Annotated in this window: 23 protein-coding genes and 5 tRNA genes; 4 read left to right on the top strand and 24 right to left on the bottom strand. The window is 66.5% G+C overall.

Annotated elements, in window-relative coordinates; all coding sequences use genetic code 11:
* Window positions 1-81: 81 nt before the first annotated feature.
* Both B4A39_RS03600 and B4A39_RS03595 read right to left on the bottom strand, forming a co-directional pair.
* A tRNA-Gly gene (locus tag B4A39_RS03600) sits at window positions 82-155 on the bottom strand.
* Window positions 156-250: 95 nt separating this feature from the next.
* Window positions 251-334: transfer RNA gene (locus B4A39_RS03595), tRNA-Tyr, on the bottom strand.
* 147 nt (window positions 335-481) lie between these two features.
* Here B4A39_RS03595 and rlmB point away from each other — a divergent pair.
* Both rlmB and B4A39_RS03585 read left to right on the top strand, forming a co-directional pair.
* Window positions 482-1357 (top strand): 23S rRNA (guanosine(2251)-2'-O)-methyltransferase RlmB, encoded by an 876-nt coding sequence (gene rlmB, locus B4A39_RS03590; protein WP_312146537.1) that lies wholly within the window; start codon window positions 482-484, stop codon window positions 1355-1357.
* 89 nt (window positions 1358-1446) lie between these two features.
* Entirely contained in the window at window positions 1447-2295 is an 849-nt protein-coding gene (locus B4A39_RS03585) for a TerC family protein (protein WP_292033282.1), read from the top strand.
* 803 nt (window positions 2296-3098) lie between these two features.
* Here B4A39_RS03585 and metG read toward each other — a convergent pair.
* The 7 genes from metG to B4A39_RS03550 all read right to left on the bottom strand — a co-directional run bounded on the left by metG (window position 3099) and on the right by B4A39_RS03550 (window position 11970).
* Window positions 3099-4808 carry a methionine--tRNA ligase gene (gene metG, locus B4A39_RS03580; protein ID WP_292033281.1) on the bottom strand — a complete coding sequence of 570 codons (1710 nt, stop codon included), beginning with the start codon at window positions 4806-4808 and terminating at the stop codon, window positions 3099-3101.
* 78 nt (window positions 4809-4886) lie between these two features.
* Window positions 4887-6233, bottom strand: coding sequence for an MATE family efflux transporter (locus B4A39_RS03575; protein WP_292033279.1), 1347 nt, complete (start codon window positions 6231-6233; stop codon window positions 4887-4889).
* Window positions 6234-6298: 65 nt separating this feature from the next.
* Window positions 6299-6694: a DUF1489 family protein gene (locus B4A39_RS03570; RefSeq protein WP_292033278.1), complete on the bottom strand. Its 396-nt coding sequence runs from the start codon at window positions 6692-6694 to the stop codon at window positions 6299-6301.
* A gap of 170 nt (window positions 6695-6864) precedes the next feature.
* Complete coding sequence (locus tag B4A39_RS03565; protein WP_292033276.1) at window positions 6865-8862, bottom strand: biotin carboxylase N-terminal domain-containing protein; 1998 nt, start codon at window positions 8860-8862, stop codon at window positions 6865-6867.
* Window positions 8863-8871: 9 nt separating this feature from the next.
* Window positions 8872-9774 (bottom strand): enoyl-CoA hydratase-related protein, encoded by a 903-nt coding sequence (locus tag B4A39_RS03560; protein WP_292033273.1) that lies wholly within the window; start codon window positions 9772-9774, stop codon window positions 8872-8874.
* Between the two features lie 79 nt (window positions 9775-9853).
* Window positions 9854-10351 (bottom strand): hypothetical protein, encoded by a 498-nt coding sequence (locus B4A39_RS03555; protein WP_292033270.1) that lies wholly within the window; start codon window positions 10349-10351, stop codon window positions 9854-9856.
* A gap of 26 nt (window positions 10352-10377) precedes the next feature.
* Window positions 10378-11970: a carboxyl transferase domain-containing protein gene (locus B4A39_RS03550; RefSeq protein ID WP_292033269.1), complete on the bottom strand. Its 1593-nt coding sequence runs from the start codon at window positions 11968-11970 to the stop codon at window positions 10378-10380.
* Between the two features lie 79 nt (window positions 11971-12049).
* On the opposite strand from B4A39_RS03550, the gene B4A39_RS03545 reads away from it, so the two are divergent.
* Window positions 12050-13837, top strand: coding sequence for a patatin-like phospholipase family protein (locus tag B4A39_RS03545; RefSeq protein WP_292033268.1), 1788 nt, complete (start codon window positions 12050-12052; stop codon window positions 13835-13837).
* Here the strand turns inward: B4A39_RS03545 and B4A39_RS03540 are convergent.
* The 15 genes from B4A39_RS03540 to B4A39_RS03470 all read right to left on the bottom strand — a co-directional run bounded on the left by B4A39_RS03540 (window position 13770) and on the right by B4A39_RS03470 (window position 22989).
* A complete protein-coding gene (locus B4A39_RS03540) occupies window positions 13770-14561 on the bottom strand; it encodes a methyltransferase domain-containing protein (RefSeq protein WP_292033266.1) in 792 nt (263 codons plus the stop codon). The two genes, B4A39_RS03545 and B4A39_RS03540, sit on opposite strands and share 68 nt — an antisense overlap.
* Window positions 14562-14604: 43 nt before the next feature.
* A tRNA-His gene (locus B4A39_RS03535) sits at window positions 14605-14681 on the bottom strand.
* Window positions 14682-14763: 82 nt separating this feature from the next.
* On the bottom strand, window positions 14764-15510 hold the full coding sequence (locus B4A39_RS03530; RefSeq protein WP_292033264.1) for a M48 family metallopeptidase: 747 nt from the start codon (window positions 15508-15510) through the stop codon (window positions 14764-14766).
* A gap of 137 nt (window positions 15511-15647) precedes the next feature.
* The gene (locus tag B4A39_RS03525; RefSeq protein WP_292033263.1) at window positions 15648-16361 is read right to left on the bottom strand and encodes an energy transducer TonB; all 714 of its coding nucleotides are present in this window, start codon (window positions 16359-16361) and stop codon (window positions 15648-15650) included.
* An 18-nt stretch (window positions 16362-16379) separates the two neighbouring features.
* Window positions 16380-16808, bottom strand: a complete 429-nt coding sequence (locus tag B4A39_RS03520; protein ID WP_292033261.1) for an ExbD/TolR family protein — start codon at window positions 16806-16808, stop codon at window positions 16380-16382.
* A 5-nt stretch (window positions 16809-16813) separates the two neighbouring features.
* A complete protein-coding gene (locus B4A39_RS03515; protein WP_292033260.1) occupies window positions 16814-17728 on the bottom strand; it encodes a MotA/TolQ/ExbB proton channel family protein in 915 nt (304 codons plus the stop codon).
* 441 nt (window positions 17729-18169) lie between these two features.
* A tRNA-Phe gene (locus B4A39_RS03510) sits at window positions 18170-18245 on the bottom strand.
* A gap of 72 nt (window positions 18246-18317) precedes the next feature.
* Window positions 18318-18476 (bottom strand): DNA gyrase inhibitor YacG, encoded by a 159-nt coding sequence (locus tag B4A39_RS03505; RefSeq protein ID WP_292033338.1) that lies wholly within the window; start codon window positions 18474-18476, stop codon window positions 18318-18320.
* A complete protein-coding gene (locus B4A39_RS03500; protein WP_292033258.1) occupies window positions 18473-19510 on the bottom strand; it encodes a ribonuclease E/G in 1038 nt (345 codons plus the stop codon). The genes B4A39_RS03505 and B4A39_RS03500 overlap by 4 nt, the downstream gene beginning before the upstream one ends.
* 1 nt (window position 19511) lies before the next feature.
* On the bottom strand, window positions 19512-20111 hold the full coding sequence (locus B4A39_RS03495) for a Maf family protein (RefSeq protein ID WP_292033256.1): 600 nt from the start codon (window positions 20109-20111) through the stop codon (window positions 19512-19514).
* A gap of 8 nt (window positions 20112-20119) precedes the next feature.
* Window positions 20120-20338, bottom strand: a complete 219-nt coding sequence (gene infA / locus B4A39_RS03490) for a translation initiation factor IF-1 (RefSeq protein WP_003164348.1) — start codon at window positions 20336-20338, stop codon at window positions 20120-20122.
* A 101-nt stretch (window positions 20339-20439) separates the two neighbouring features.
* Entirely contained in the window at window positions 20440-20907 is a 468-nt protein-coding gene (locus B4A39_RS03485; RefSeq protein WP_292033254.1) for a UPF0262 family protein, read from the bottom strand.
* The gene (locus B4A39_RS03480; protein WP_292033252.1) at window positions 20904-21401 is read right to left on the bottom strand and encodes a DUF2948 family protein; all 498 of its coding nucleotides are present in this window, start codon (window positions 21399-21401) and stop codon (window positions 20904-20906) included. Before B4A39_RS03480 ends, B4A39_RS03485 begins: the two co-directional genes overlap by 4 nt.
* Complete coding sequence (gene murA / locus B4A39_RS03475; protein ID WP_292033250.1) at window positions 21391-22680, bottom strand: UDP-N-acetylglucosamine 1-carboxyvinyltransferase; 1290 nt, start codon at window positions 22678-22680, stop codon at window positions 21391-21393. Before murA ends, B4A39_RS03480 begins: the two co-directional genes overlap by 11 nt.
* A gap of 102 nt (window positions 22681-22782) precedes the next feature.
* Window positions 22783-22989, bottom strand: coding sequence for a hypothetical protein (locus tag B4A39_RS03470; protein ID WP_292033248.1), 207 nt, complete (start codon window positions 22987-22989; stop codon window positions 22783-22785).
* A gap of 62 nt (window positions 22990-23051) precedes the next feature.
* On the opposite strand from B4A39_RS03470, the gene B4A39_RS03465 reads away from it, so the two are divergent.
* Window positions 23052-23126: transfer RNA gene (locus tag B4A39_RS03465), tRNA-Thr, on the top strand.
* The last annotated feature ends 90 nt before the right edge of the window (window positions 23127-23216 follow it).

Genomic DNA, 23216 nt, shown 5'->3' with positions numbered 1-23216 from the left:
TTCGAACTTTTCCTTGGCCATGGCCAAACTCCTGTGGCCCGGGTCCAAAGCGGAGGGGCGCTTCTGCTCAGTTCAAAAATCTGGAGCGGGTAGACGGGATCGAACCGACATCCTCAGCTTGGAAGGCTGCTGCACTACCATTGTGCTATACCCGCGCGAAGAATGCGTTGCCCCAACCCGGTGAGAGGCTGGCGTTTCCGCACCCGATTCCTTTTTGGGGTCCCGCCCTCTCGATCCTGAAAAATGCGCGTGGTGGGGGAAGAAGGACTCGAACCTTCGAAGCTTACGCAGGGGATTTACAGTCCCCCCCCTTTGCCACTCGGGACATTCCCCCAGCGCGCATTTTCAAAACCGGTCTGGATACGCAACATCACGATCTTTCGATCATTTTTGTCGCGAAAGCCTTCGTGTCCGGCGACGCCTGTAATAGAGGAAGCGCCTGACCCGAAGCCCTAGGGCCCAAATCGGAGGCCGTCTTATAGTGTCGTCATTTTCAGAACGCAACGACCGGAAACCCGGTAAAAAGCAATCTTTTCACAAGCGCGTGGAAAGCCGGCCCGAGAAGGGCTGGTCCCCCACGCCTACAGGCCGTTCCGGGGGGGATTCAGCCCCGAAAGGCCCGCGCGGCAAGGCCGAAGCGGATAATTTTGTCTGGGGGCGACATCCGGTTCTTGCCGCCCTAGCCAATCCGGCCCGTCGCGGCATGGGCCGTTTGATGGTCACAGAGGATCGGGCCGCTGAAATCGAACGGGAAAATCTGGCGAACGGCCACCGAATCGAGGTGATCGATTCGACCGCCCTCGCCCGCTTGCTGCCCGCCGGCGCCGTTCACCAGGGCATGGTCTTCAAGGTGCAGCCTCTGGAAGGCGTCTCGCTGGAAGACATCGCCGAGGATCCCAGCGGCGTCATCGTCATGCTGGATCAGCTGACCGACACGCAGAACGTCGGCGCCATCTTCCGTTCGGCCCTGGCCTTCGGCGCCAAGGGCATCGTGGTGCAGGACCGGCACTCCCCCGCCCTGGCCGGCGCCCTGGCCAAGGCTGCGGCCGGCGCGACCGAACGCCTGCCGTGCGCGCGCGTCACCAACCTGAGCCGTGCGCTCGAGAAGCTGGCTGATCTGGGCTGGCGCGCCGTCGGCCTGGACGGCGCGGCCGAACAGACGCTGGAACAGGCCCTGGATTCGCGCCCGACGGTCCTGGTCATGGGTTCGGAAGGCGACGGCGTGCGACGCCTGGTGGCCGAGCACTGTGACGTCATGGCCAAGATCCCCATGCCCGGCGGGTTCGAAAGCCTGAACGTGTCCAACGCGGCGGCCATCGCCCTGTATGAGGCCGCCCGCGCTCAGCGCCCGGCCTAAACCGCTCTCCCTCCCTGCGATTCGATCAACGGGAGGGAGTTCGCTGCGGCGTCTTGGCGCAGCCGCAGTCGGCGCTTAAGAGACCGCCGATGGAATTTTTCTCTGACCCCCACGTCCTCAGCCAGGCCTCCGCCCTCGGCAAGGTCCTGATGATCGACTTGGTCCTGGCCGGCGACAACGCCGTGGCCGTGGGCCTGGCCGCCGCCGCCCTGCCCGCCGAACAGCGCCGCAAGGCCATCCTGATCGGTCTGGCCGCCGCCGTCGTCATGCGCATCGGCCTGGCCCTGATCACCGTGCAACTGCTGGCGATTGTCGGCCTGCTGCTGGCGGGCGGCTTCCTGCTGCTGTGGGTATGCTGGAAGATGTGGCGCGAGTTGCGCGAGCAGGCGACCCACGATCAGGCCGAAGCCGAGGCGGAGATCGAGCGCGCCATGGCCATCGAGCATGGCGGCGGCCCCAGCCCCGAGGAAATGGGTCTGAAGCGCAAGACCTTCGGCGCCGCCCTGATCCAGATCATGATCGCCGACCTGACCATGTCGCTGGACAATGTGCTGGCTGTCGCCGGCGCCAGCCACGACCACCCCTGGATCATGGTCTTCGGCCTGATCCTGTCGATCGCCCTGATGGGTCTGGCCGCCAGCTTCATCGCCAAGCTGCTCAACCGCCACCGCTGGATCGCCTACATCGGGCTGGTCATCGTCCTGTATGTCGCCCTGCACATGGTGTGGGACGGAGGACGCTCGGTGATCGTGCGCACCGGCCACGCCGATCAGTTCAACGCTTCGGCCCCGGGGTTCCTCGAGATCGGGGCCGAAGAGCGCGCCAAGCACATGAAGCATGCCGGTGCGGGCAGCCGGGACGCCACCCCCGCCGGCCTGCCGGGCGCGCGCGAACAGCGGACCCCGCCGCCGGCGGTGTCAGCGCCACCCGCCCCATGACGGCAAGCAAAAGGCCCGGATCGCTCCGGGCCTTTCCCCTTTGGGCCTGGCTCAATCGCCGGTCCTGAAATAGGTTCCGGCCGTATAGCCGCCCCCCCCCCCCCGCAATACGGTGGCCGTTCCTCGCCTCGGCTCGACATGGCGCTCTCGGTCAACGTCAAGACACCTCCCGCGACCTCCGCGCGAAGCCTCCATCGGCCCCCACCCGTTTCCTCTTCATCCAGAACGACGGACAGGACCCCGCCCTCTGGACGCGCAGTCAGATCCAGATAGCACTTCCAGTGTCCGCCAACGGGCTGGCTGGCCTCTATCTCGACGAGCACTGCGCCATCTCCCTCGTCGGTGATCACGACAAACCCGGACGCATTGCGCCAGAAACCACTGAAGCCTCCCGCTCCTCCCAACGCGACGTCTTCGAGAAAAGCGATCCGCCTGCCCGTCCAGTAACCCGGACCCAGCGGCTGATCGCGCAGAGGATGGCTGGCTTCTCGCCACCCTCGTCTGCCTTCCAGGAAAATTCTCTGGTCGGCCTCGAGCTGCGGTCGAGCGGCCGGCGGCAAGGCTGCAAGCGCCGCAACGTAACGCTCGTCCATCCTTTGCTCGAGCGCCGCCAGCGTCGGCTCGGAACAGATCGACGCGTCGAACGCGTTGGCTGGTCGCGCGCAGTCAGCAGAAGCCCGGTCCGACCCTCCGCTCGCATGGAGAGCCAGGGCGGCAAGCAAGGATATCAAAGCCAAGGGAGAACCTCGTAACAGCGTTCCTCGTGAGGGTCGCCCCGTTCCCGCCTTGATTCAAGCCCGTCCTTAGCCGTCGGCGCCGCCGAAGCGTTCGGTCCACTCGGCGACCTGGGCGTCTTCGATCTTGGCGAACAGGACAGCGGCGGCGGCCACGGTCTGTCCTGCGGGGACCAGGTTCAGCAGGTCGGCCTCAGCCTCTGGCCAAGACAGGTCGCTGGCGCCGACCGTAGCGCCGATGCGCTCTGCGCTGCCGGGCATGAAGGGCACGGTGATGCGGGCGAACAGGGCGACCAGCGACAGGCCTGTGCGGACCACGACGGCGGCGCGGTCACGGTCCGTCTTCAACGCCGTCCACGGGGCGGCTTCCTGCAGGTATTCGTTACCCAGCACCCAGAGGGCGCGGGCGGCCTGAGCCGCCTTGCGGAACTCCATGGCCTCGAACTCGGCGGTCAAGGTTTCCAGACCGGCTTTGATATCCGCCGCCAGCTTGGCTTCCAGCGGACCGGCCTCGCCGCCATCGGGCACGACGCCGTCGAACTTGGATTCCGTGAACTTGACGATGCGGTTGACGAAGTTACCCAGGACGTCGGCCAGGTCCTTGTTCGTCGTCGCCTGGAACTGCTCCCAGGTGAAGGCCGCGTCGGAGTGTTCCGGGCCATAGGCCGTCAGGTGCCAGCGCCAGTAGTCGGCGGGCAGCAGCTCCAGCGCCTGATCCATGAAGACGCCCCGGCCCATGCTGGTCGAGAACTTGCCGCCGTACCAGTTCAGCCAGTTGAAGGCCTTGAGCTGGTCGACCGTCTTCCATGGCTCGCCCGAGCCCAGGATGGTGGCGGGGAAGCTGACGGTGTGGAAGGCGACATTGTCCTTACCCATGAACTGGACGTAGCGGACGTCATCCGCGCCCTCGTCCAGACGCCACCACGAGCGCCAGTCGCCGCCGGAGGCTTCCGCCCATTCCTCGGTCGCGCCGATGTATTCGATGGGGGCGTCGAACCAGACGTAGAAAACCTTGCCCTCCATGCCCGGACGCGGCCCGCCGTCGGGACCGACGACCGGCACGCCCCATTTCAGGTCGCGGGTGATGCCACGGTCGATCAGGCCCTCGTCGAGATGCTTGTAGGCGATGGAGCGGGCCAGCGGCTGCCAGCCCTCGGAACGGGCGTCGACCCAGGCGCGGACCTCGTCCGCCACCTTGGTTTGCAGCAGATAGAGGTGGCGGGTGTCGCGGACCTCCAGATTTCGGCTGCCCGAGACCGCCGAATACGGATTGATCAGATCGGTCGGGTCCAGCAGGCGTCCGCAGTTGTCGCACTGGTCGCCGCGCGCCTTCTCATAGGCGCAGTGCGGGCAGGTGCCCTCGACGTAGCGGTCGGGCAAAAAGCGGGCGTCGTCGATCGAATAGATCATCCGGTCGACGCGCTCCTCGATCAGGCCGCGCTGTTCCAGCACCTTGGCGAAGTGCTGGGTCAGGCGCCGGTTCGGTTCGTTGGAACTGCGGCCGAAGACGTCGAACGACAGGCTGAAGGCCTCGCCGGCCTTCTTCTGGACCTGATGCTGCTCGTCGCAATAGGTGCGGACGTCCTGACCGGCGGCGGCGGCGGCCAGCTCGGCCGGGGTGCCGTGCTCGTCGGTGGCGCAGACATAGAGGACGTCATGGCCGCGCCCCCGCATGAATCGCGCCCATACGTCGGCGGGCAACATGGAACCGGCCAGATTCCCAAGGTGCTTGATGCCGTTGATGTAGGGCAGCGCCGAGGTAATGAGGATGCGGGCCATGGTCGTCCAGTCTGCGGGAGGAAGCAGACGGATATAGAGGGCCGTTAGGCTCCCGTCACCCCGCCGTCACGCCTCGCGTCAGGCCGGAAGCCGACGCGCGATCCGCACGAAGCGCCCGGTCAGCAGGGCGCCCGAGATCAGGCTGGCCACGATGACCGACCAGACCAGACCGTCCACGCCGATCCTGTGCGCCAGCCACCAGCCCAGCGGGATCATGATGACGCCATAGGACAAGAGGTGCATCAGCGTCGGCCAGACGACATCGCCTGCCGCGCGGTTGGCCTGGGCCGCCACCACCTGCTGGGCGTCGGCGACGAAGAAGAGGGTCGCCAGCACCAGAGCCGGGGCCGCGATGGCCAGGATCGCCGGGTCGGTCGTATAGGCGCTGACCACCAGAGGCGCGGTCAGCCACAAGCCGATGGCGATGATGAAGGCCAGGACCGTCACCACGCCGATGCCAGCCAGACCGCCGCGCATGACGCCGGCCCGGTCCCCCGCCCCATAGCTGCGGCCCACCAGAACCGCCGTCGCCGACGACAGACCCATGGGCACCATGAAGACAATGGCGGAGACGTTGATGACGACGGCCCAGCTTGCGGTTTCGGCCGCGCCCAGCTGACCGGCGAACAGGGTCATGGCGGCGAAGGCCCCGACCTCGATGAAGTTGGACGAACCGGCGCCGACGCCCACCTTGACCTGCTCACGCTCGACGATCTTGTCGCGCTTGGGCTTGTTGAACAGGCCCCATGCCTTGGCCTCGGGCAGGCGCAGGATGAAGATGACCAGGAAGACGGCCAGCGCCATGCGGGCGCCGAAGGTGGCCCAGGCCGAGGCGATGGCCCCATCCACGCCGAGCCCCAGAAGGTCGGGCACCAGCAGCAGGTTCAGCGCCAGGTTGACCGCATTGGCCACCCACATGGCGACCATGCCGGCCTTGGGCCGATGCAGGCCCTCAAGGAAGAACTGCGCCGCCACCGAGATCAGGTAGGCGGGCATGGACAGGGCGAAGACCATAAGCACCGGCGAAGCGCCCTCGCCCAGCCCGTCCTCCAGACCCATGTGCGTCAGGCCGAACGGCCCCAGCAGCATCAGGGCGATCATGGAGACGAAGCCGATCTGCAAGGCATAGACAGTTCCGCGACGCAGCACCGCGCCGACCTCGTCCTTGCGACCCTCGCCCAGCAGACGCGCGGTCATGACCTGGACCCCCATCATCAGTCCGACCGCCGTGGTCAGGACGACCGAGGACGGCGCCCAGGCCAGGGAGTGGAAGGCCAACTCGCGGCTGGCGTAGTGGCCGACGACGATGGCGTCGGTCAGGCCCATGGTCATGATGCCCAGGCGCGCCAGCACGACCGGCCAGGCCAGCTTCAGCAGCTCAGACAGGGTCTCGCGGGTTTTGAAGCTGAACAGGGCGTTGGTCATGGGAGCCGGGACAGGCCACGACGACGACCAAAGGTCAACACCTGGGTCTCAATGCCACGAAAGGGTCACCAAGCGCCCAGTTCGCGCAGCTCTCGCGCCAGGTCGTCGGGGAGGTCTGTCGCCTCGGCCACGGACAGGTCCGGCGGCACGTCCTTTTCGAAATAGCGCCAGCCCTGGAACGGCCGCCGGGCCAAGGGCGCGGTGCGGATGACCTGACTGTCGAGCTTGATCTCGCAACGGCTGGCCTTGCCCTCTCCCACCGTGGTGATCTCGAGAATCCGCTGACGGCAGGTCACCGAGCCCTTCATCACCCAATAGAGCGAGCCGCCGTCCTCGATCTCGGCGGCGCGCTTGGGCGTCATGCGGGTGTGGACGATACGCCAATCCGAACGCGCGGCGTTCGCTTCCAGCGTCTCGACCTCGGACACGCCGACGCAGAGTTTGATCATGTGAAGGGGCATGAGGAGCAGATAGTCTGTTCGGCGAACCGGCGAAACCACCTCTTCCGTCATCCCGGGGCCGCGCAGCGGGACCCGGGACCCAGGCGGCGGCTCCGATCCAGCCCTGTCCGAGTTTGAGGCCGAGGTCTGGGTCCCGGATCGGCCTGACGACCGTCCGGGATGACGGCGGGTTAGTCCGCCGCCTTCACCACAGCCAGGACCGCGCCGTCTGCGACCTGATCGCCGACGGCGACGTTGAACTCGGCCACCACGCCGTCGAAGGGCGCGGTCAGGGCGTGCTCCATCTTCATGGCTTCCAGCACCACGATCGGCTGGCCCTTGGTGACGACGTCGCCGGCCTTGGCAGGAGCAGCGACGATCTTGCCCGGCATGGGTGCGCGAAGACCGCCGTCGGACGCGGGGCCGCCTGCCGATGCAGCTTCGTAGCGCCAGGGCTGGATCTCGAAGGCTTCGCCATCAAGGAACAGAACGGCCGGGAGGCCCAAGGTACGGCTCAGGTGAACCCCATCGACAACAACTCGTGTCGCGTCGTCCTGTGCGATCGCCTCGGTCTCGCCGGTCCGAACCTTCCAAGACAACCTGTCCTTCCAGTGCGGTGCCTGCGCCTGAAGCATGTAGGCATCGCCTTCAACCGGTTCGCCGTTGACGAGGAATTTTCGGCTCGCTCGCCGGTCGCCGTTCAATCGCAGGCCGTGAGCGCCAGTCGTGGCGCTCCATACATCCGACTGCTCCCAGCCGCCGTCCTGGAGCAATGCTTCGTGCGCGAGCAAGAAGGCCCCGCCCTGACGGACGATTTCGGGGATAGGCCCGGCGGACAAAACGTCCGCCTCTGCCGCGATGAACCCCGTGTCCACGTCGCCGGAAACGAAGCGCGGATGCTCCAGACAGCGAACGAGGAAGCCGGCATTGGTCTTGACCGGCCAGACCTCGACATCGGCGCAGGCGTCGGCCAAGGAGGCGGCTGCCTCCTCGCGGGTGTCCGCGTAGACGATCAGCTTGGCGATCATCGGGTCGTAGAACTGGCTGACCTCGCCGCCCTCCATCACGCCAGTATCGACCCGGGCGTTGTGGGGCATGACAAAGTGATCCAGCCGTCCGATGGACGGCAGGAAGCCGTTGGCCGGGTCCTCGGCATAGAGGCGGGCCTCCATGGCCCAGCCGTTCATGGGGATGTCGGCCTGGGCCAGCGGAATGGGTTCGCCCGCCGCGACGCGCAACTGCCATTCGACCAGATCGACGCCGGTGATGGCCTCGGTCACGGGGTGCTCCACCTGCAGCCGGGTGTTCATCTCCATGAACCAGATGCGGTCGGCCTTCAGCCCGTCGGACGCGTCGGCGATGAACTCGATGGTCCCCGCGCCCTGATAGTTCACGGCCTTGGCGGCGCGGACGGCGGCGGCGGTGACGGCCTCGCGCGTGGCGTCGTCCATGCCGGGCGCGGGCGCCTCTTCGATCACCTTCTGATGGCGGCGTTGCAGCGAGCAGTCGCGTTCATGCAGATGGACGACATTGCCGTGGCTGTCGCCGAAGACCTGCACCTCGATATGACGCGGGCGGGTGATGTAGCTCTCGATCAAGACGCGCGGATCGCCGAACGAGGACTGGCCCTCACGCTGGGCCGAGGCCAGACCGTCGGCGAAGTCCTCGGCCCGGTCGACCTTTTTCATGCCCTTGCCGCCACCGCCGGCGACCGCCTTGATCAGGACCGGGAAGCCGATGCGGTTGGCCTCGGCGGTCAGAGTCTCGAGGGACTGGTCCTCGCCCTGGTAGCCGGGGGTGACGGGCACGCCCGCCTCGATCATCAGCTTCTTGGCCGCGTCCTTCAGGCCCATGGCGCGGATCGAGGAAGGCTGCGGGCCGATCCAGACGATGCCCGCCGCCATGACCGCCTCGGCGAAGTCAGCATTCTCGGACAGGAAGCCGTAGCCGGGGTGAATGGCCTCCGCCCCCGTCGCCTTGGCCGCCGCCAGCACCTTGGCCGCATCCAGATAGGATTCGCGCGCCGCCGCCGGGCCGATCAGCACCGCCTCGTGCGCCTCGCGAACGTGAAGCGCCTGAGCGTCAGCCTCGGAATAGACAGCGATGGTGCGCAGGCCCATGCGGCGGGCGGTGCGGAAGACGCGGCAGGCGATCTCGCCGCGATTGGCGACCAGGACGGACTTGAACATTCGGCTACCTTATTGCGCCCAGCTCGGGGCGCGCTTGTCCAAGAAGGCGCGGACGCCTTCCTGGCCTTCTTCCGACACACGGGCGCGGGCGATGCGCTTGGCGGTCTCTTCCAGCAGCCGATGGTCGATGTCCTTGCCCGCCACGTCGTTGACCAGGCGCTTGGCCTCGCCCATGGCGCCGGGCGCGCAGGTCGTCAGGCTGTCGGTCAGCATGGAGATGAACTCGTCCACCGAACCTTCCGGCAGGACCAGGTCGATCAGGCCCGCGTGAGCGGCGTAGTCGGCGTCAAAGATATTGGCCGTCAGGAACAGCTGACGGGCGCGGCGCGCCCCGACGGCCTCGATGACGTAGGGGGCGATGGTCGCAGGGATCAGGCCCAGCTTGACCTCGGAGAAGGCGAAACGCGACCCCTCGACCGCTACGGCCATGTCGCAGGCGGCGACGATGCCCGCCCCGCCGCCCATGGCTGCGCCTTCGACGAGGGCCACGGTCAGGGCCGGCACGTCGTGCAGGGCCTTGAGCATTTTCGCCAGGCCCATGGCGTCGTCGCGGTTGTCCGATTCCGACCAGCCGGCGGCGTCGGCCATCCAGTTCAGGTCGGCGCCCGCGCTGAACGTCCCGCCAGCGCCGCGGATGAAGACCACGCGCACCCGGTCGGCGCCATGCAGGGTCTCGAACGCCTGATAAAGGGCGGCGATGGTGGCCGCGTCGAAGGCGTTCTTCTTCTCCGGCCGGTTGATGGTCACGAACACCACGCCCGACGGCAGGGCGTCGATCTTGACCAGTTCGTTGTCCGCGTCCGGCGCCGGATCGGCGACGAAGGGATGTGCGATGGCGTTGATCTCGGCGGCCTCGGCGTCGGTGACGTCGAGGGCGTTCAGTTCGTCTTCGGTCGGCTTCTGGTCGGTCATGGTCGGCTCCTTCGCCGATGGAAACGTCTAAAACGCAACCTCGCCCCACAGGGAACGCGGTTCAAATAACTTGATCGGGCTAGACCGGGTCGCAGCGGTTGGCGCGAACCGTCTTGCCGTCCTGCTCGACCCGCAGCGAGATGCCGGCCACAGGCGAAAGACGCAGGATCTGAACAAGGGTGTGATCGCCTTCAGACGACTGGTTCTCCAGCACCACGCGAATGGCGTCGCCTTCGCCTTCCAGGGTTTCCAGCGCCACCAGTTTCGAAGTGTCCTCGTAGCCCTTGATCTCGTTGGCGGAGATCACGAAGCGGGTCCCGCTCTCGTCCTTGGCGCAACCGTCGTCGCTGTAGTCCCACTCGCCGCGATAACCGACGGGGAAGACCGCCTGCGATGATTGACCCGCACGCGCCGCGGCTTCCTCGGCCGCCGACACGGGCTCGGACGGCGCAGCCTGCTGCGGCGCAGCGGCGGGCGCTTCTTTCGTCGGCGCAGCGGGTTCAGCCTGAGAGCCGCAAGCGCTCAAAGACATCGACAGGGCGCCGGTCAGAGCCGTCAGAACAAGCGTCGTCTTCATGGAAATCTCCTACACAAGGGGGCCGATTACATCCGGAAGACGCCGAAAGTCGTCTCCGGGATCGGGGCGTTGAGGCTGGCGCTGATGGCCAGGCCAAGCACGTCGCGGGTCTGAACCGGATCGATGACGCCGTCGTCCCACAGGCGGGCGGTGGCGTAATAGGGGTTGCCCTCGTCTTCGTACTTCTGGCGGATCGGCGCCTTGAAGGTCTCGGCTTCCTCCGGGGTCCAGGTATCCGCGTCGCGGTGAACGGTGGCCAGAACCGACGCCGCCTGCTCGCCGCCCATCACCGAGATCCGGCTGTTGGGCCAGGTGAAGAGGAAGCGCGGGCTGTAGGCCCGGCCACACATGCCGTAGTTGCCGGCGCCGAAGCTGCCGCCGATCAGGACGGTGAACTTGGGCACCTCGGCCGAGGCGACCGCTGTCACCAGCTTGGCGCCGTGCTTGGCGATGCCCTCGGCCTCATACTTGCCGCCGACCATGAAGCCCGAGATGTTCTGCAGGAAGAGCAGCGGAATCTTGCGCTTGCAAGCCAGCTCGATGAAGTGCGCGCCCTTCTGGGCGCTTTCCGAGAACAGAACGCCGTTGTTGGCCAGAATCGCCACAGGCTGCCCCCAGATGCGGGCGAAGCCGCAGACCAGGCTGGTCCCGTAGAGAGCCTTGAACTCGTCCAGTTCCGAGCCGTCGACGATGCGGGCGATGACCTCGCGCACGTCGTAGGGGGCGCGCACGTCGTCGGGGATGATGCCGTACAGTTCAGCCGGGTCATACGCCGGCGCGCGCGGCTCGCGCACGTCCAGAGGCTGGGGCTTGATGGTGTTCAGATTGGCGACGACGGAACGGACGATCTCCAGCGCGTGTTCGTCGTTCTCGGCCACATGGTCGACCACCCCCGACTTGCGGCCGTGGGTCTCGGCGCCGCCCAGTTCCTCGGCCGAGATGACCTCGCCCGTCGCGGCCTTCACCAGGGGCGGACCGGCCAGGAAGATGGTGCCCTGATTGCGCACGATCACCGTCTCGTCGGACATGGCGGGCACATAGGCGCCACCCGCCGTGCAGGAGCCCATGACGCAGGCGATCTGCGGGATCGACTTGGCCGACATCCGCGCCTGATTGAAGAAGATGCGGCCGAAATGGTCGCGATCGGGGAAGACCTCGGCCTGGTGCGGCAGGTTAGCCCCGCCGGAATCGACCAGATAGACGCAGGGGAGGTTGTTCTGCTCGGCGATCTCCTGCGCCCGTAGATGCTTCTTCACCGTCAGGGGATAGTAGGCGCCGCCCTTCACCGTAGGATCGTTGGCGACAATCATGACCTCGCGACCCGAGACCCGGCCGACGCCGCAGATCATGCCTGCACCCGGCGCCTCGTCCCGGTACATGCCGTTGGCGGCCAGTTGGCCGACCTCAAGGAAGGGCGAGCCGGGGTCCAGCAAGCGCTCGACCCGGTCGCGCGGCAGCAGCTTGCCCCGCGCCACATGGCGATCGCGGCTGGCGTCGGAGCCTCCCCGCGCCGCCTTGGAGACCTTTTCATAAAGCTCATCCCGCAGGGCGCGATTGTGCGCATCCAGCGCTTTGAAAGCAGGACTGTTGCGATCGACGGCGGAAATCAGCTTGGGCATGCCCAAGGTTTAGGAGGCTTCCGCGTCCGGGGGAAGCGCTGGCTTTCCTGTCCGACGAAATCCGGCATAAACCACCACCATGGCTGCTGATCGTCCCGACACGCTGGAAGCCGCGCTCGCGCGCGTCTTCGAGGGCACAAAGAACACCCGCGCCAGCTGGTTCGCCCTGACCCGAGGCGAACGGCTGTTCTCGGCCGGCGATCCCGCCGACACCCTTTACCTGCTGCGGGCCGGGCGGCTGGGCGTCTTCCGCGACGACAACGGACGGGGGCCGCAGTTCGTCGGCGTGATCAAGCCCGGCGATCCGGTCGGCGAGATGGCCATGCTGGCCGGAACAACCCACCTGGCCAACGTCGTGGCCCTGCGCGACAGCGACGTGGTCGCCCTGCCGCGGGACGCCTTCTTCGACGCCGCCAGGGCTGAGCCGGCCCTGATGGCCGAACTGGGCCAGATCATGCTGAACCGCGCCCGCGACCGCAACGCGACGGGATCGGACCCGACGGTCTTCGGCTTCATCTCGGCCCGCGCCCAGCCGATTCGCAGCTTCGTGGAGCGCGTCGCCCGCGCCGTCGAGACCCAGGGCTTCACCTGCCGCATCATCGATCAGACGGCCCTGGCCTCCGCCGCGGAATGGTTCTCGGGGGTCGAGGACGCGCACGATTACGTGCTCTACATCGCCGAATCCGACGAGCCCGGCTGGGCCTCGCTGTGCGCACGGCAGGTGGACCGGGTCTTCATGGTGGGCGACGCCGATCGTGCGCCGCACGCCCCCGTTCTGCAGCCCGAGGTCGAGGATGAGGCCCATCCCCTGACGGACCTGATCCTGCTGCGTCCCGCCCACATGGCCCGCCCGACCCGGACGCGGGCCTGGCTGGAGGCCTTCCGGCCCGGCCGCTGGTTCCATGCGGTGGAGGGCCTGTTCGACGACACGGCGCGGATAGCGCGGATCGTCACCGGCTCGGCCGTAGGGGTGGTGCTGTCCGGAGGCGGGGCGCGAGCCTACGCCCATATCGGCGCCCTGACGGCGCTGCGCGAAGCCGGGGTGCCGATCGACTTCATCGGCGGCTCGTCCATGGGCGCCGTCGTGGCCGCCGGGCCTGGCCTGGGCTGGTCCGGCGAGGAACTGGACGAGCGTATCCGCAAGGCTTTCGTGGAATCCGATCCTCTGTCGGACATCGCCTTCCCGATCATCGCCATGACCCATGCGCGCAAAGTCGCCGGCCTGATGCAGGACGCCTATGGCGACGTGAACATTGAGGACATGCCCCTGCCCTTCTTCGCCGTCTCGACCAACCTGACGTCGGGCAAGGTCGAGGTGCATCGCGAAGGGATGCTGCGTCACGCCCTGCGCGCCTCCATCTCCATTCCGGGGGTCATGCCGCCCGTGGTGATGAACGGACAGGTGCTGGTCGACGGGGCGGTGCTGCGCAACTTCCCCAGCGAGGTCATGCGTCGTTTGAACAGCGGGCCGGTGGTCGGCGTCGATGTGTCCCAGACCCGGGGCGTGGACCCTCAGGCGCTGGAGAATCCGCCCTCGTGGTGGCGCTGGGTCCTGTCCGGCGCATGGAAGAAGGGGCCGCCCATCGTCTCGGTTCTGATGCGGTCGGCCACCCTGACCACAGAAGCGGAGTTGAAGCAGGCGCGCGCCGACACCGACCTGCTGATCCAGCCCCGCCCAGAGGGCGTCGATATTCGCGACTGGAAGGCCTATGACCCCGCCGTCTCGTCAGGCTACGCCGCCGCGCAGGCGGCGCTGACCAGCCTGAATTGCCCGGTCGAGCACCTGCATCGCCGCAGCGTCAGCGCCTTTGCGCAACCAGAAACAGACGAGGAAATGGTAGAAGAGTTGCTCCGTCCGTCCGCCTAGGGAAGGCCGCCGACAGTCGCTCTCCCAACGCCTTCAGGAAGGCCTCGCGCATCGGCGGATCATCCGCCAGAACGGTCAGGTAGGGTCGCAACGCCGTGCCCTTCATCCATTCCAGAACGGCGTCATCGCCGGACAGGACGTGCAGATAGGTGGTGGCCCAGATGTCGATGTCGTCGCAAAGCGGCGACAGCACGTCGTAATAGGCCTCAGCCGTCATCACCTGAACCCGGGCGGTGGCCGTCTCGAACAGGTCCGCCCACGGCCCCTCCGCGACCGTTTTCCGCATGAGGCGATGGTGCTGCGTGTCCCAGCTCTGAGGCATCTGAACAGCTAGTACGCCGCGGGGGGCCAGGTTCTCGGCCAACCGCCGAAAAAGCGCTTCGTGACCGGGCAGCCATTGCAGCGAGGCGTTGGCGAACAGCAGGTCGGCGGGCCGCGCCGGCGACCAGGCGGCGATGTCACCGATGACCCAGTCGACTTCGACTGAGAGGGCGCGGGCCTGATCCAGCATGGTCGCACTGGCATCCAGGCCATGCACATGGGCTGCCGGATGGCGGCGCTTCAGCAGGGCCGCATGCTGGCCGGTTCCACAGCCCAAATCCCAGACCTCGGCAGGCGCGAAATCCTCAGGCAGACGCAACAGAAGATCCAGCGCGGCGCGATCACGCTGGGCCTCGAACCGATTGTACTGACGGGGGTCCCACACCGGGAAAGCGTCGCTCATGTCGTCATCACTCCACGTCGCCAGCAGCGATTCGTTGGAGTGATGGTACCGCCTCTCAGGCTTGAACTGAGGACCTCCGGTTCCACAAACCGGCGCTCTAACCAACTGAGCTAAGGCGGCGCGATCAACGCGAGGGCGGTTCTCTAACCGGCCTCGCCCCGGTCGGCAATACGCTTGTGAAGGATTTTCGCCTTATCCCCCGTCAGTTCCACCCACGACTGGCGATATACTGCTGCAGGGCGGTGATCCGCGTCTGGTCCGAGGGGTGGGTGGAGGTGAATTCCGGCGCGCCCGTCTGTCGCTGCTGCGCCATCAGCCGCCAGAGCGCCACGGATTCGGACGGCTTGTAGCCGGCGGCGGCGACGTAATCGACGCCAAGCCGATCCGCCTCCAGTTCGTGACTGCGCGAGAACGGCAGCAGGAGCCCCAGCTGCGCGCCGAGGCCGCCGACCGCCCCCACCGCCTGGGAATAGTCCCCTGCCCGGCTCTGGACCGCGCCCAGCACCAGACCGGTCGTCGATTGGGTGGAATAGCGCTCGGCCGCGTGTCGCGCGACGACGTGGCCGACCTCGTGGCCCAGCACCGCCGCCAACTGATCATCGTTCTGCACCAGCTTCAACAGGCCGGTGGTCACCCCGATCTGACCCGAGGGCAGGACGAAGGCGTTGGGGCTGGCGTCCTCGAACACGGCGTAGTCCCAGGTCCGGTCGGCCAGGCCCGCCGCCTGCACGATCCGCGTTCCGACCCGGCGAACCCGCGCGTTCTGGGCGGCGTCCGAGGACACCTTCTGCGTCCGCAGCGTCTCGGCCCAGGCGGCGTTCGATTGCTGGATCAGGGCGCTGTCGTCCACGATGAGGAACTGACTGCGGCCAAGGGTTTCGTTGTAGGCGCAGGCGCTCAAAGCGAGCGCCGTCGTGGCCGCGACGGCAGCAACCAGGGTCTTCTTCATCACGGATACTCCTCTACTTCAGCCCAACCATGCTCAAGGTTCAGGCGAAGCGCCACCCCTCAACCCCAGACATCCGGACAAAGAAAAACGCCCTGGAGTTTCCTCCAGGGCGTTCAACCTGATCTCGTGAGAGATCCTTAGTCCAGACGGAAGCGGGTCGTGAACTCGACGCGGGCGCCGACGGCGGCGCCGTCAACAGTCCGCGGCGCCAGACGACCCGAACGGGCCGCCCGAAGAACCGCTTGGCCGAAGCCGGCGCCGGCCGGATCTTCGTCCACCACGCGGCAGTCCGACAGACTGCCGTTAGGCGCAACGGCGCAGTTCACCTTGGCCGAACCCGACTCGATGCCGCGCGATTGAGCGCGTTCCGGGAAATCGGGAGCCACCTGGCGAGACCAGCTCGGGTTGGTGATGACCGAAGGACGCGGCGGTGCGGGCGGAGCCGGCGGAGGCGGAGGTCCGGGGACGATCACGGGCGGGCCCGTGTATTCCTGACGGTCTTCCTTCTTCGTCGGTTCGATGGCCACAGTCACCGGAGGCGGAGGCGCCTGGGTGTTGATCTGCGGTTCACGCACCTGAAGCTTCGGCGGCGGAGGAGTGTCCGGCGGAGGCGGCGGCGGCGGCGGCGGCGGCGGCGGCGGAGGCGGAACCTCCATCAGCTCGACGTCGACGGCCTCGTCCTCGTAGGTCATCTCCTTCAGCACGAACTTGTTGTTATACAAGTACAGGCCGGCCAGGCCGTGAACGATCACCGAAACGGCGATGCCCACGATGGCCCCGGTCGAAAGCTTCTTCTTCTTCTTCGGCGGATCCAGGATTGGATCTCGGTGGACGTGAGGTTCAGCTGTCATGCTATTCGCCCGCCCCCCTTAACTCTCTTCGCCGACGAGGGCGACGCTGTAGAAACCATTGTCCTGGAGGGCGTTCATGACCTGCATGAAGTCGCCGTACCGGGTCTGTTGGTCTGCGCGAATGAAAATACGTTCTTCGGAGGGGTTCCTGCGTCCGATCTGAACCTTCAGATCTTCACCAAGCGAACCAGGCGAAGACCGCAGGTCGCCAATCCACACATCGCCATCGTTCTGGATGGAGATAAAGACCGGCGTCGGCGGGTTCTTGCCAGGAGGCGCAACGGCGCGAGGCAGTTTCACCGGCACCGACACGGTGGCGAGCGGAGCCGCCACCATGAAGATGATGAGGAGGACGAGCATGATGTCAACGAAAGGCGTGACATTGATCTCGGCATTAGCCTCGACGGTGTACTTGCCGCCGCCGGAACCGGAAAGTTTGGCGGCCATCCGTCTTACGCTCCCTTGTCGAGCTGACGCGAGATGGCGTTGATCAGTTCAGCGTTGAAGCCGTCCGAACGCGTGCCGTAGTTCGAGATGCGCGTGTTGAAGTAGTTGTAGAAGATAACGGCCGGGATAGCGGCGAACAGGCCGATACCGGTGGCGAGCAGAGCTTCAGCGATACCCGGAGCCACGACGGCCAGGTTGGTCGTGTTGGACTCGGCGATGCCGATGAAGGAGTTCATGATGCCGTAAACGGTGCCGAACAGACCGACGAACGGACCGGTCGAACCGACCGAAGCCAGGAACTGCTGGCCGCCCGAGAGGCGCTTCGGCAGACCCGATTGCACGGCGGCGACGGCGGTTTGGGCGCGCAGCAGAGCCGAGTCGCGGTGATCGCCGGTGACGCTCAGGCCAGCCTGACGCGACAGTTCGATTTCTTCGGTGGCCGCGGCGGCCATGTCGGCCAGCGGGTTGCCGTCGAACTCTTCCGAGGTCGCAACGCGACGCATGTCAGCGATCGTGCGAGCGCCGCGGAAGGCTTCCAGGAAGCGGTCGGTGGCTTTGTTCAGGGCGCCGAACTCGAGCAGCTTGATGAGCAGCAGGGTCCACGAGAAGATCGAGGCCAGCAGCAGGCCGATCATGACGATCTTAACGACGGCGGTGGCTTCCATGAACATGGAGACCGGGGTGATGCCGCCGCTGCCGTGACCGCCCGAAACCGATTCACTGACCGTGGTCGGGTCAGCGGCGGGGGCGGCGGCGTCAGCAGCCGGAGCAGCAGCGTCGGCGGCCGGAGCGGCGGTCGAGGCGGCGGCTGCCGGAGCAGCGGGGGTTGCGGCGTCTTGCGCCAGAACCGGCGAGCTCGCCATCAGGACGGCGGCGCCGGCCATTGCGAGGAGGATATTCGTCTTCTTGCTATCGAGCATTGTTCGCCAGTTCCTGCTTTGGTCTGACACGTGGAACCCAAGACACGGACCGCGTCAGTCGGCCGTCCCTATAATGAAATTGCACCATCGTCGGGATCGAGCCCGACGTATGGAGCCGCCCTCCTGCAACAGCCGTTCGAAAACGGGCGTCGCCGCCAAGGTCCAGGACACAATATCCCGGTCGCCCCGACCTGCAAGCAGGAATGCGGTTAAGACCCCTTTGGCGAACGCCTATCTTAGCGTCAAGTGCGCAAAGTTTCTTTTCCCCTTCGCACGTGCAGCAATCGCGGGCATCGGCAAAAAATTTGCTCTTCTTGTTATGAACGCGACACGAAAACGTCGCATCACGCCATGTTACGGAAATGCAATTCCCAAGGCGAAATTTAGGCCATTTTGCGGCAGCGCTTCCCGTGTGCGGGGAGGATTAACTTGTAGGGGGAGTGGTGCCTGGAGGCGGGTTCGAACCACCGACACGCGGATTTTCAATCCGCTGCTCTACCAGCTGAGCTATCCAGGCGCGCGATCTCGTCGCGAGAGGCGGGTCTATAGGCGAGGCCGGAGAGGCTGTCCAGACGCCAATTCACTCAATTCAGCGATCTTTTTCATCTTCGGCCACATCGTCGGTCGGAATGGCGTAGCCGCCGGTGAACCAGCGCTGCAGATCGACGTCGGCGCATCGCTTGGAGCAGAAGGGCTTGTAGGCCGGATCGGGCTTCTGACGACGGCAGATGGGGCAGAGCGACATTATCGAGCCTCTTCAATTCTGACCGCGCCGGCGGCCATGGCCGGATCGGCGAGTATGGCCGCCCTCGGCCCGAGGGCTTCGACCAGCGGAGCGGCCAGAGCAGCGACCTCGGGCGCGCAGCGCGCAACGAAACGCGGTGTGGCGGAATCGGACAGGAGGGCCAGGCGCAGTTGGCGCACAGCGTCCATCACGCGCGCCTCCAGCCCGGGACGCCCCTTAGCGTCCAGCAACCGCTCGTCCAGCGGCGTCCGTCGCCACGGCAGCGACACCTGGATCACGCCGAACCGGCTCAGGGGACCGAAGGCGGCCTGCGGTTCCGCGGCGAAGGCCGCTCGCACGCCCTTCATTATAGTGTCCCCGTGCAGACCCGCGCCGATCAGGTCGATCACCACCAGTCCGCCCCACCCCTGCAGGGTCAGGAGACGGGCGGCATGAAGCAGACCTTCGCGATTCGCCGCTTCGCGCCCCTTGCGGGAATCACGGCCCGGCGCCGGGGCATGGTCGATATCGACGGCGATCAGAGCCCGGGTGCGCTGGATCATCAGATCCAGTCCGCTGGCGGGATCGACGACGGAAGAGGACAAGGCGTCCTCCTCGGCCTCAAGAGCGGCGCGGATCGCGGCCACGCCCGTCTGGGGCGCCACGCCGGGCGCCAAGTGCGCCAGGATCGCCATGACGTCCGGCCCGGACGCCAGCAGGCGCGGTTCGCCGGTCGCATCGCCCAAACGGCGCAGCACTGGCCCCTTGCGTTCGCGAGGCTCGGCGACGATCTCGACCTCGACCTTGACCCCCTCCCCCGGCCGATCGTTCTGACCCAGCGGCAGGAAGCCGAACGGCTCGCCTGCGCCCAGATCGACGAAGGCGCCGCGCAGGCCCGGTTCGACCCGGGCGATGCGGCCGACGCAGCGTGCACCCAGCCGATCGGTCGGCCGGTCGCTGTCGCGGTGGATGATCAGATGGTGAAAACGTCCCCGGCGGGCGATGACGCCGCGGGTCTCGCCGGGCGCCTGATCGAGGAAGACCTCGATATCGGCCATGTCAGGCGCCCCTGGGCCGCCAGCCGGCGCCCCGAAGCAGATTGGCCGCCTCATAGAGAGGCAGGCCCATGACCGCCGGATGGCTGCCGACGATGCGGCGCACGAAGGCGGCGGCCGCCCCCTGAATTCCGTATCCGCCCGCCTTGCCGCGCCATTCGCCAGAGGCGACGTAGGTGGCGATCTCTTCCGGCGACAAGGTCTTGAAGGACACGCGGGTGTCGACGACCCGGCAGGTCGTCTCGCCGTTGGCGATCACGACGACGCCGGTGAAGACGCGGTGATTGCGGCCGGACAGCAGTTCGAGGAAGCGTCGAGCCTCGGCTTCATCCGCCGGCTTTTCCAGCAGACGGCGGCCCAGGGCGACGACCGTGTCGGCGGCCAGGACGATGGCGTCGGGCGATCGCGCCGCCACGACCTCGGCCTTGCCGCGCGCCAGACGCTCGGCCAGACGCGACGGCGTCTCGCCTTTCAGGGGCGTCTCGTCGATGTCGGCGGGGTCAACATGATCGGGAACCACCCCGATCTGCGCCAGCAGTTCGATGCGGCGCGGGCTCGACGAGGCCAGAACCAGCTTCGGAGCCGAAAGGTCAGGACGCGACACGCGCGTCCTTACTTGAAGCGATAGGTGATGCGGCCCTTGGTCAGATCATAGGGCGTCATTTCAACCAGCACCTTGTCGCCCGCCAGAACGCGGATGCGGTTCTTGCGCATCTTGCCGGCGGTGTGGGCGATGATCTCGTGGTCGTTTTCCAGCGTCACGCGGAAGGTGGCGTTCGGCAGCAGTTCGCTGACAACGCCGGGGAACTCGAGAAGCTCTTCCTTGGCCATGCGGTCTCTCTCGCCCGAAAAACGGCTTAAGGCTCGCGTCGGGCGTGAACGCGAGCCGTGAAGGAGGCGCCTAATGCACCAAAACGCAGAAATAGTCGAGTTCAGCCGCGTCGATAGACGGCGCAAACCAGCGTGAACAGTCGCCGGGCGGTTTCCTTGTCGATCTCGACCTTGCCTTCGAGACGCCCCCTCAGCAGTTCCGCCCCTTCGTTGTGCAGGCCGCGACGCCCCATATCGACAGACTCGATCTGGCTGGGCGAGGAGCCGCGCAGCGCTTCGTAATAGCTTTCGCAGATCAGGGCGTAGTCGCGGATCACCGCCTTCATGGGCGACAGCGACAGAACGTGAGTGCGGGCGAAGTCTGGGCCCGCGATGTCGAAGGCCAGGCGATTGTCCTGCGACGATAGCCGCAGGGTGTAGGGACCGCCTTCAGCCCCCTCGGGCGTGAAGCTGTTCTGTTCGACCAGGTCGAAAATGGCCACGCGACGCTGGTGCTCGATCTCGGCCGTGGCGGCCGGAAGGCTCGCGGCGTCCACCTCAATGGACGACAGTTTGTGCGGACCGGTCACGGCTTGACCTCGTCAACAGAGGCGTCGTCGAGATGGGTCGGCGCCACACGCGCGGGCCAGCGATCCGAAAGATCGGTCAGCACCGCATCCAGGCACTCCACGTCGATCCGCAGATCGCCGCCCCCGGCGAACATCAGGATGACCCGGCCGCCCGGCGCCTCGGTCGGTTCGAAATCAAGCGCCAGAAGCTCCAGCGCCGATTCGGGCAGGCGCGGCAGCCGGCGGCTCTTGACCGCCTCGACATCGCCGAACTGCATCGCCGCCATGACGCGCGTGCCGCCGCATTCCCAGCAGAAGCGCGACAGGACGATGGTCAGGCGTCGCGCCTCCTTTTCCCAGCGAATGTCGACGGGACGCATGATGGCGTCCTGAAGCGCGGCCGAGATGATCTGCAGATCGACGGCGTCTTCCGCCAGCAGGCGCAGGGGCTCCATCGGCGACAATGCTTCCGCCGCCGCATCACTGTCAGGGACCGCCTCGACCTCAGTGCTCATCCGCCTCGCCTTTCACGCGCCGCACGTCAGCGCCGCAGGCTCCAAGCTTTTCTTCCATCCGCTCGAAGCCGCGATCCAGATGATACACGCGGCCGACCGTGGTTTCGCCCTCAGCGACCAGACCGGCCATCACCAGGCTGATCGAGGCGCGCAGGTCGGTGGCCATGACCGGCGCGCCGGTCAGCTTCTCGACGCCGCGCACGTGGGCTTCGCCCGCATGGACCGAGATATCCGCGCCCAGACGCGCCAGCTCGGGCGCGTGCATGAAGCGGTTCTCGAAGATGTTCTCGTGGATGATGCTCTCGCCCTCGGCGGTCGTCATCAGGGCCATGAACTGGGCCTGCAGGTCGGTGGCGAAGCCGGGATAGATCTCGGTGGTGACGTTGACGGCCTTCAGCCGCTGCGAAGGGTCACGGCGAACGATGACGCCGTCAGCGGTCGGTTCGATCTCGACCCCGGCCTCGATCATCTTGTCGGTCAGGGCCGTGATCAGGTCGGCACGTCCCTTGGTCAGGCGCACCTCGCCGCCGGCCATGGCGGCGGCCAGGGCGTAGCTGCCCATCTCGATCCGGTCGGGGATCACGGACCAGGTGGCGCCGTTCAGGGAGGACACGCCCGTGATGGTCAAGACGTCGGTGTCCAGTCCCTCGATCTTCGCCCCCATGGCGATCAGGCAACGGGCCAGATCGCCGATCTCGGGTTCACGCGCTGCGCGCTTAAGCACCGTCACGCCATTGGCTAGCACAGCCGCCAGCAGGGCGTGTTCCGTCGCCCCCACGGAAACGAAGGGAAACTCGATCTCGGCGCCGCGCAGCCCCTTGGGTGCCGTGGCCGAGACGTAACCCTCCTCCAGCTCGATCGCCGCGCCCATGGCCGACAGGGCCATCAGATGCAGGTCAACCGGGCGTGCGCCGATGGTGCAGCCGCCGGGCAAGGAAACCTTGGCGTTTCCGGTGCGGGCCAGCAGCGGCCCCAGAACGTTGAACGAGGCGCGCATCTGGCGCACCAAGTCATAGGGAGCGAAGGTCGAAGTCAGCTCCGGCGCGTGGAACAGCGTCTCCTGCCCGTCGGAACCGTCGCGTTCCGTCACCGCCACGCCGAACTGCTGCAGCAGCTGACCCAGGAAGCGGGTGTCGGCCAGACGCGGCATATTGGTCAGCAGCAGAGGCTGATCGGTCAGGATTGACGCCGCCATCAGCTTGATGGCCGAATTCTTGGCGCCGCTGACTTCGATCTGGCCGTTCAGGCGGTTGCCGCCGTGGATGACGATGCTGTCCATGGAATCTTTCGCGGCCGGAAACACTGCGCCCCGGCGAACCGCTTATCTAGCAAGCCCTTACGCTGTCGCGAAAGAGCCGTGTGCGCGCCCGCACGATGACTTTCAGTTGCGTTCCGTAGCCGGGCGCGACGGAATGGTCGGCGCCTTGCGACGCTTCAGGTTGGTGCGCAGGGCGGCGGCCAGCCGCACGGCCCGCTCCGCCTTGGCCTTCTGCTCGCGAGAGGGCTCCGGCGCCGGGGCGGGAGAAACAGCGTCTTTGGGCGGTGTATCCATGACGTGCAGCAGACGCCGTACAAAGTTTTTGATCAAGCATGCATTTTGCACTTGGCCCGGCCGGAGCCGTTGGCTATACGGCCGCTTCCTCAGTGACCGCCGCCGTAGCTCAGTGGTAGAGCGCATCCTTGGTAAGGCTGAGGTCGTGGGTTCGATTCCCCCCGGCGGCACCATCCGGACCCTTGCAGATCAAAGATTTGCAAGGGTCCGGGCCACTCTCCCCGACAATCTCATGCGCTGTCCTGACGCGGACGAATTGCGTT

This window comes from Brevundimonas sp. UBA4553 (assembly GCF_002387245.1).
In the GTDB taxonomy this organism is placed as follows: domain Bacteria; phylum Pseudomonadota; class Alphaproteobacteria; order Caulobacterales; family Caulobacteraceae; genus Brevundimonas.
The sequence above is the reverse complement of the archived record's forward strand: the minus strand, read 5'-3'. Positions and strand labels throughout refer to the sequence as shown.

What these genes read in the sequence shown, in the direction of transcription:
- B4A39_RS03585 (WP_292033282.1), top strand. Translation starts at nt 1,447, where the DNA reads ATGGAATTTTTCTCTGACCCCCACGTCCTCAGCCAGGCCTCCGCCCTC.
- metG (WP_292033281.1), bottom strand. Translation starts at nt 4,808, where the DNA reads ATGGCCCGCATCCTCATTACCTCGGCGCTGCCCTACATCAACGGCATC.
- B4A39_RS03575 (WP_292033279.1), bottom strand. Translation starts at nt 6,233, where the DNA reads ATGACCAACGCCCTGTTCAGCTTCAAAACCCGCGAGACCCTGTCTGAG.
- B4A39_RS03570 (WP_292033278.1), bottom strand. Translation starts at nt 6,694, where the DNA reads ATGCCCCTTCACATGATCAAACTCTGCGTCGGCGTGTCCGAGGTCGAG.
- B4A39_RS03565 (WP_292033276.1), bottom strand. Translation starts at nt 8,862, where the DNA reads ATGTTCAAGTCCGTCCTGGTCGCCAATCGCGGCGAGATCGCCTGCCGC.
- B4A39_RS03560 (WP_292033273.1), bottom strand. Translation starts at nt 9,774, where the DNA reads ATGACCGACCAGAAGCCGACCGAAGACGAACTGAACGCCCTCGACGTC.
- B4A39_RS03555 (WP_292033270.1), bottom strand. Translation starts at nt 10,351, where the DNA reads ATGAAGACGACGCTTGTTCTGACGGCTCTGACCGGCGCCCTGTCGATG.
- B4A39_RS03550 (WP_292033269.1), bottom strand. Translation starts at nt 11,970, where the DNA reads ATGCCCAAGCTGATTTCCGCCGTCGATCGCAACAGTCCTGCTTTCAAA.
- B4A39_RS03545 (WP_292033268.1), top strand. Translation starts at nt 12,050, where the DNA reads ATGGCTGCTGATCGTCCCGACACGCTGGAAGCCGCGCTCGCGCGCGTC.
- B4A39_RS03540 (WP_292033266.1), bottom strand. Translation starts at nt 14,561, where the DNA reads ATGAGCGACGCTTTCCCGGTGTGGGACCCCCGTCAGTACAATCGGTTC.
- B4A39_RS03530 (WP_292033264.1), bottom strand. Translation starts at nt 15,510, where the DNA reads ATGAAGAAGACCCTGGTTGCTGCCGTCGCGGCCACGACGGCGCTCGCT.
- B4A39_RS03525 (WP_292033263.1), bottom strand. Translation starts at nt 16,361, where the DNA reads ATGACAGCTGAACCTCACGTCCACCGAGATCCAATCCTGGATCCGCCG.
- B4A39_RS03520 (WP_292033261.1), bottom strand. Translation starts at nt 16,808, where the DNA reads ATGGCCGCCAAACTTTCCGGTTCCGGCGGCGGCAAGTACACCGTCGAG.
- B4A39_RS03515 (WP_292033260.1), bottom strand. Translation starts at nt 17,728, where the DNA reads ATGCTCGATAGCAAGAAGACGAATATCCTCCTCGCAATGGCCGGCGCC.
- B4A39_RS03500 (WP_292033258.1), bottom strand. Translation starts at nt 19,510, where the DNA reads ATGGCCGATATCGAGGTCTTCCTCGATCAGGCGCCCGGCGAGACCCGC.
- infA (WP_003164348.1), bottom strand. Translation starts at nt 20,338, where the DNA reads ATGGCCAAGGAAGAGCTTCTCGAGTTCCCCGGCGTTGTCAGCGAACTG.
- B4A39_RS03480 (WP_292033252.1), bottom strand. Translation starts at nt 21,401, where the DNA reads ATGAGCACTGAGGTCGAGGCGGTCCCTGACAGTGATGCGGCGGCGGAA.
- murA (WP_292033250.1), bottom strand. Translation starts at nt 22,680, where the DNA reads ATGGACAGCATCGTCATCCACGGCGGCAACCGCCTGAACGGCCAGATC.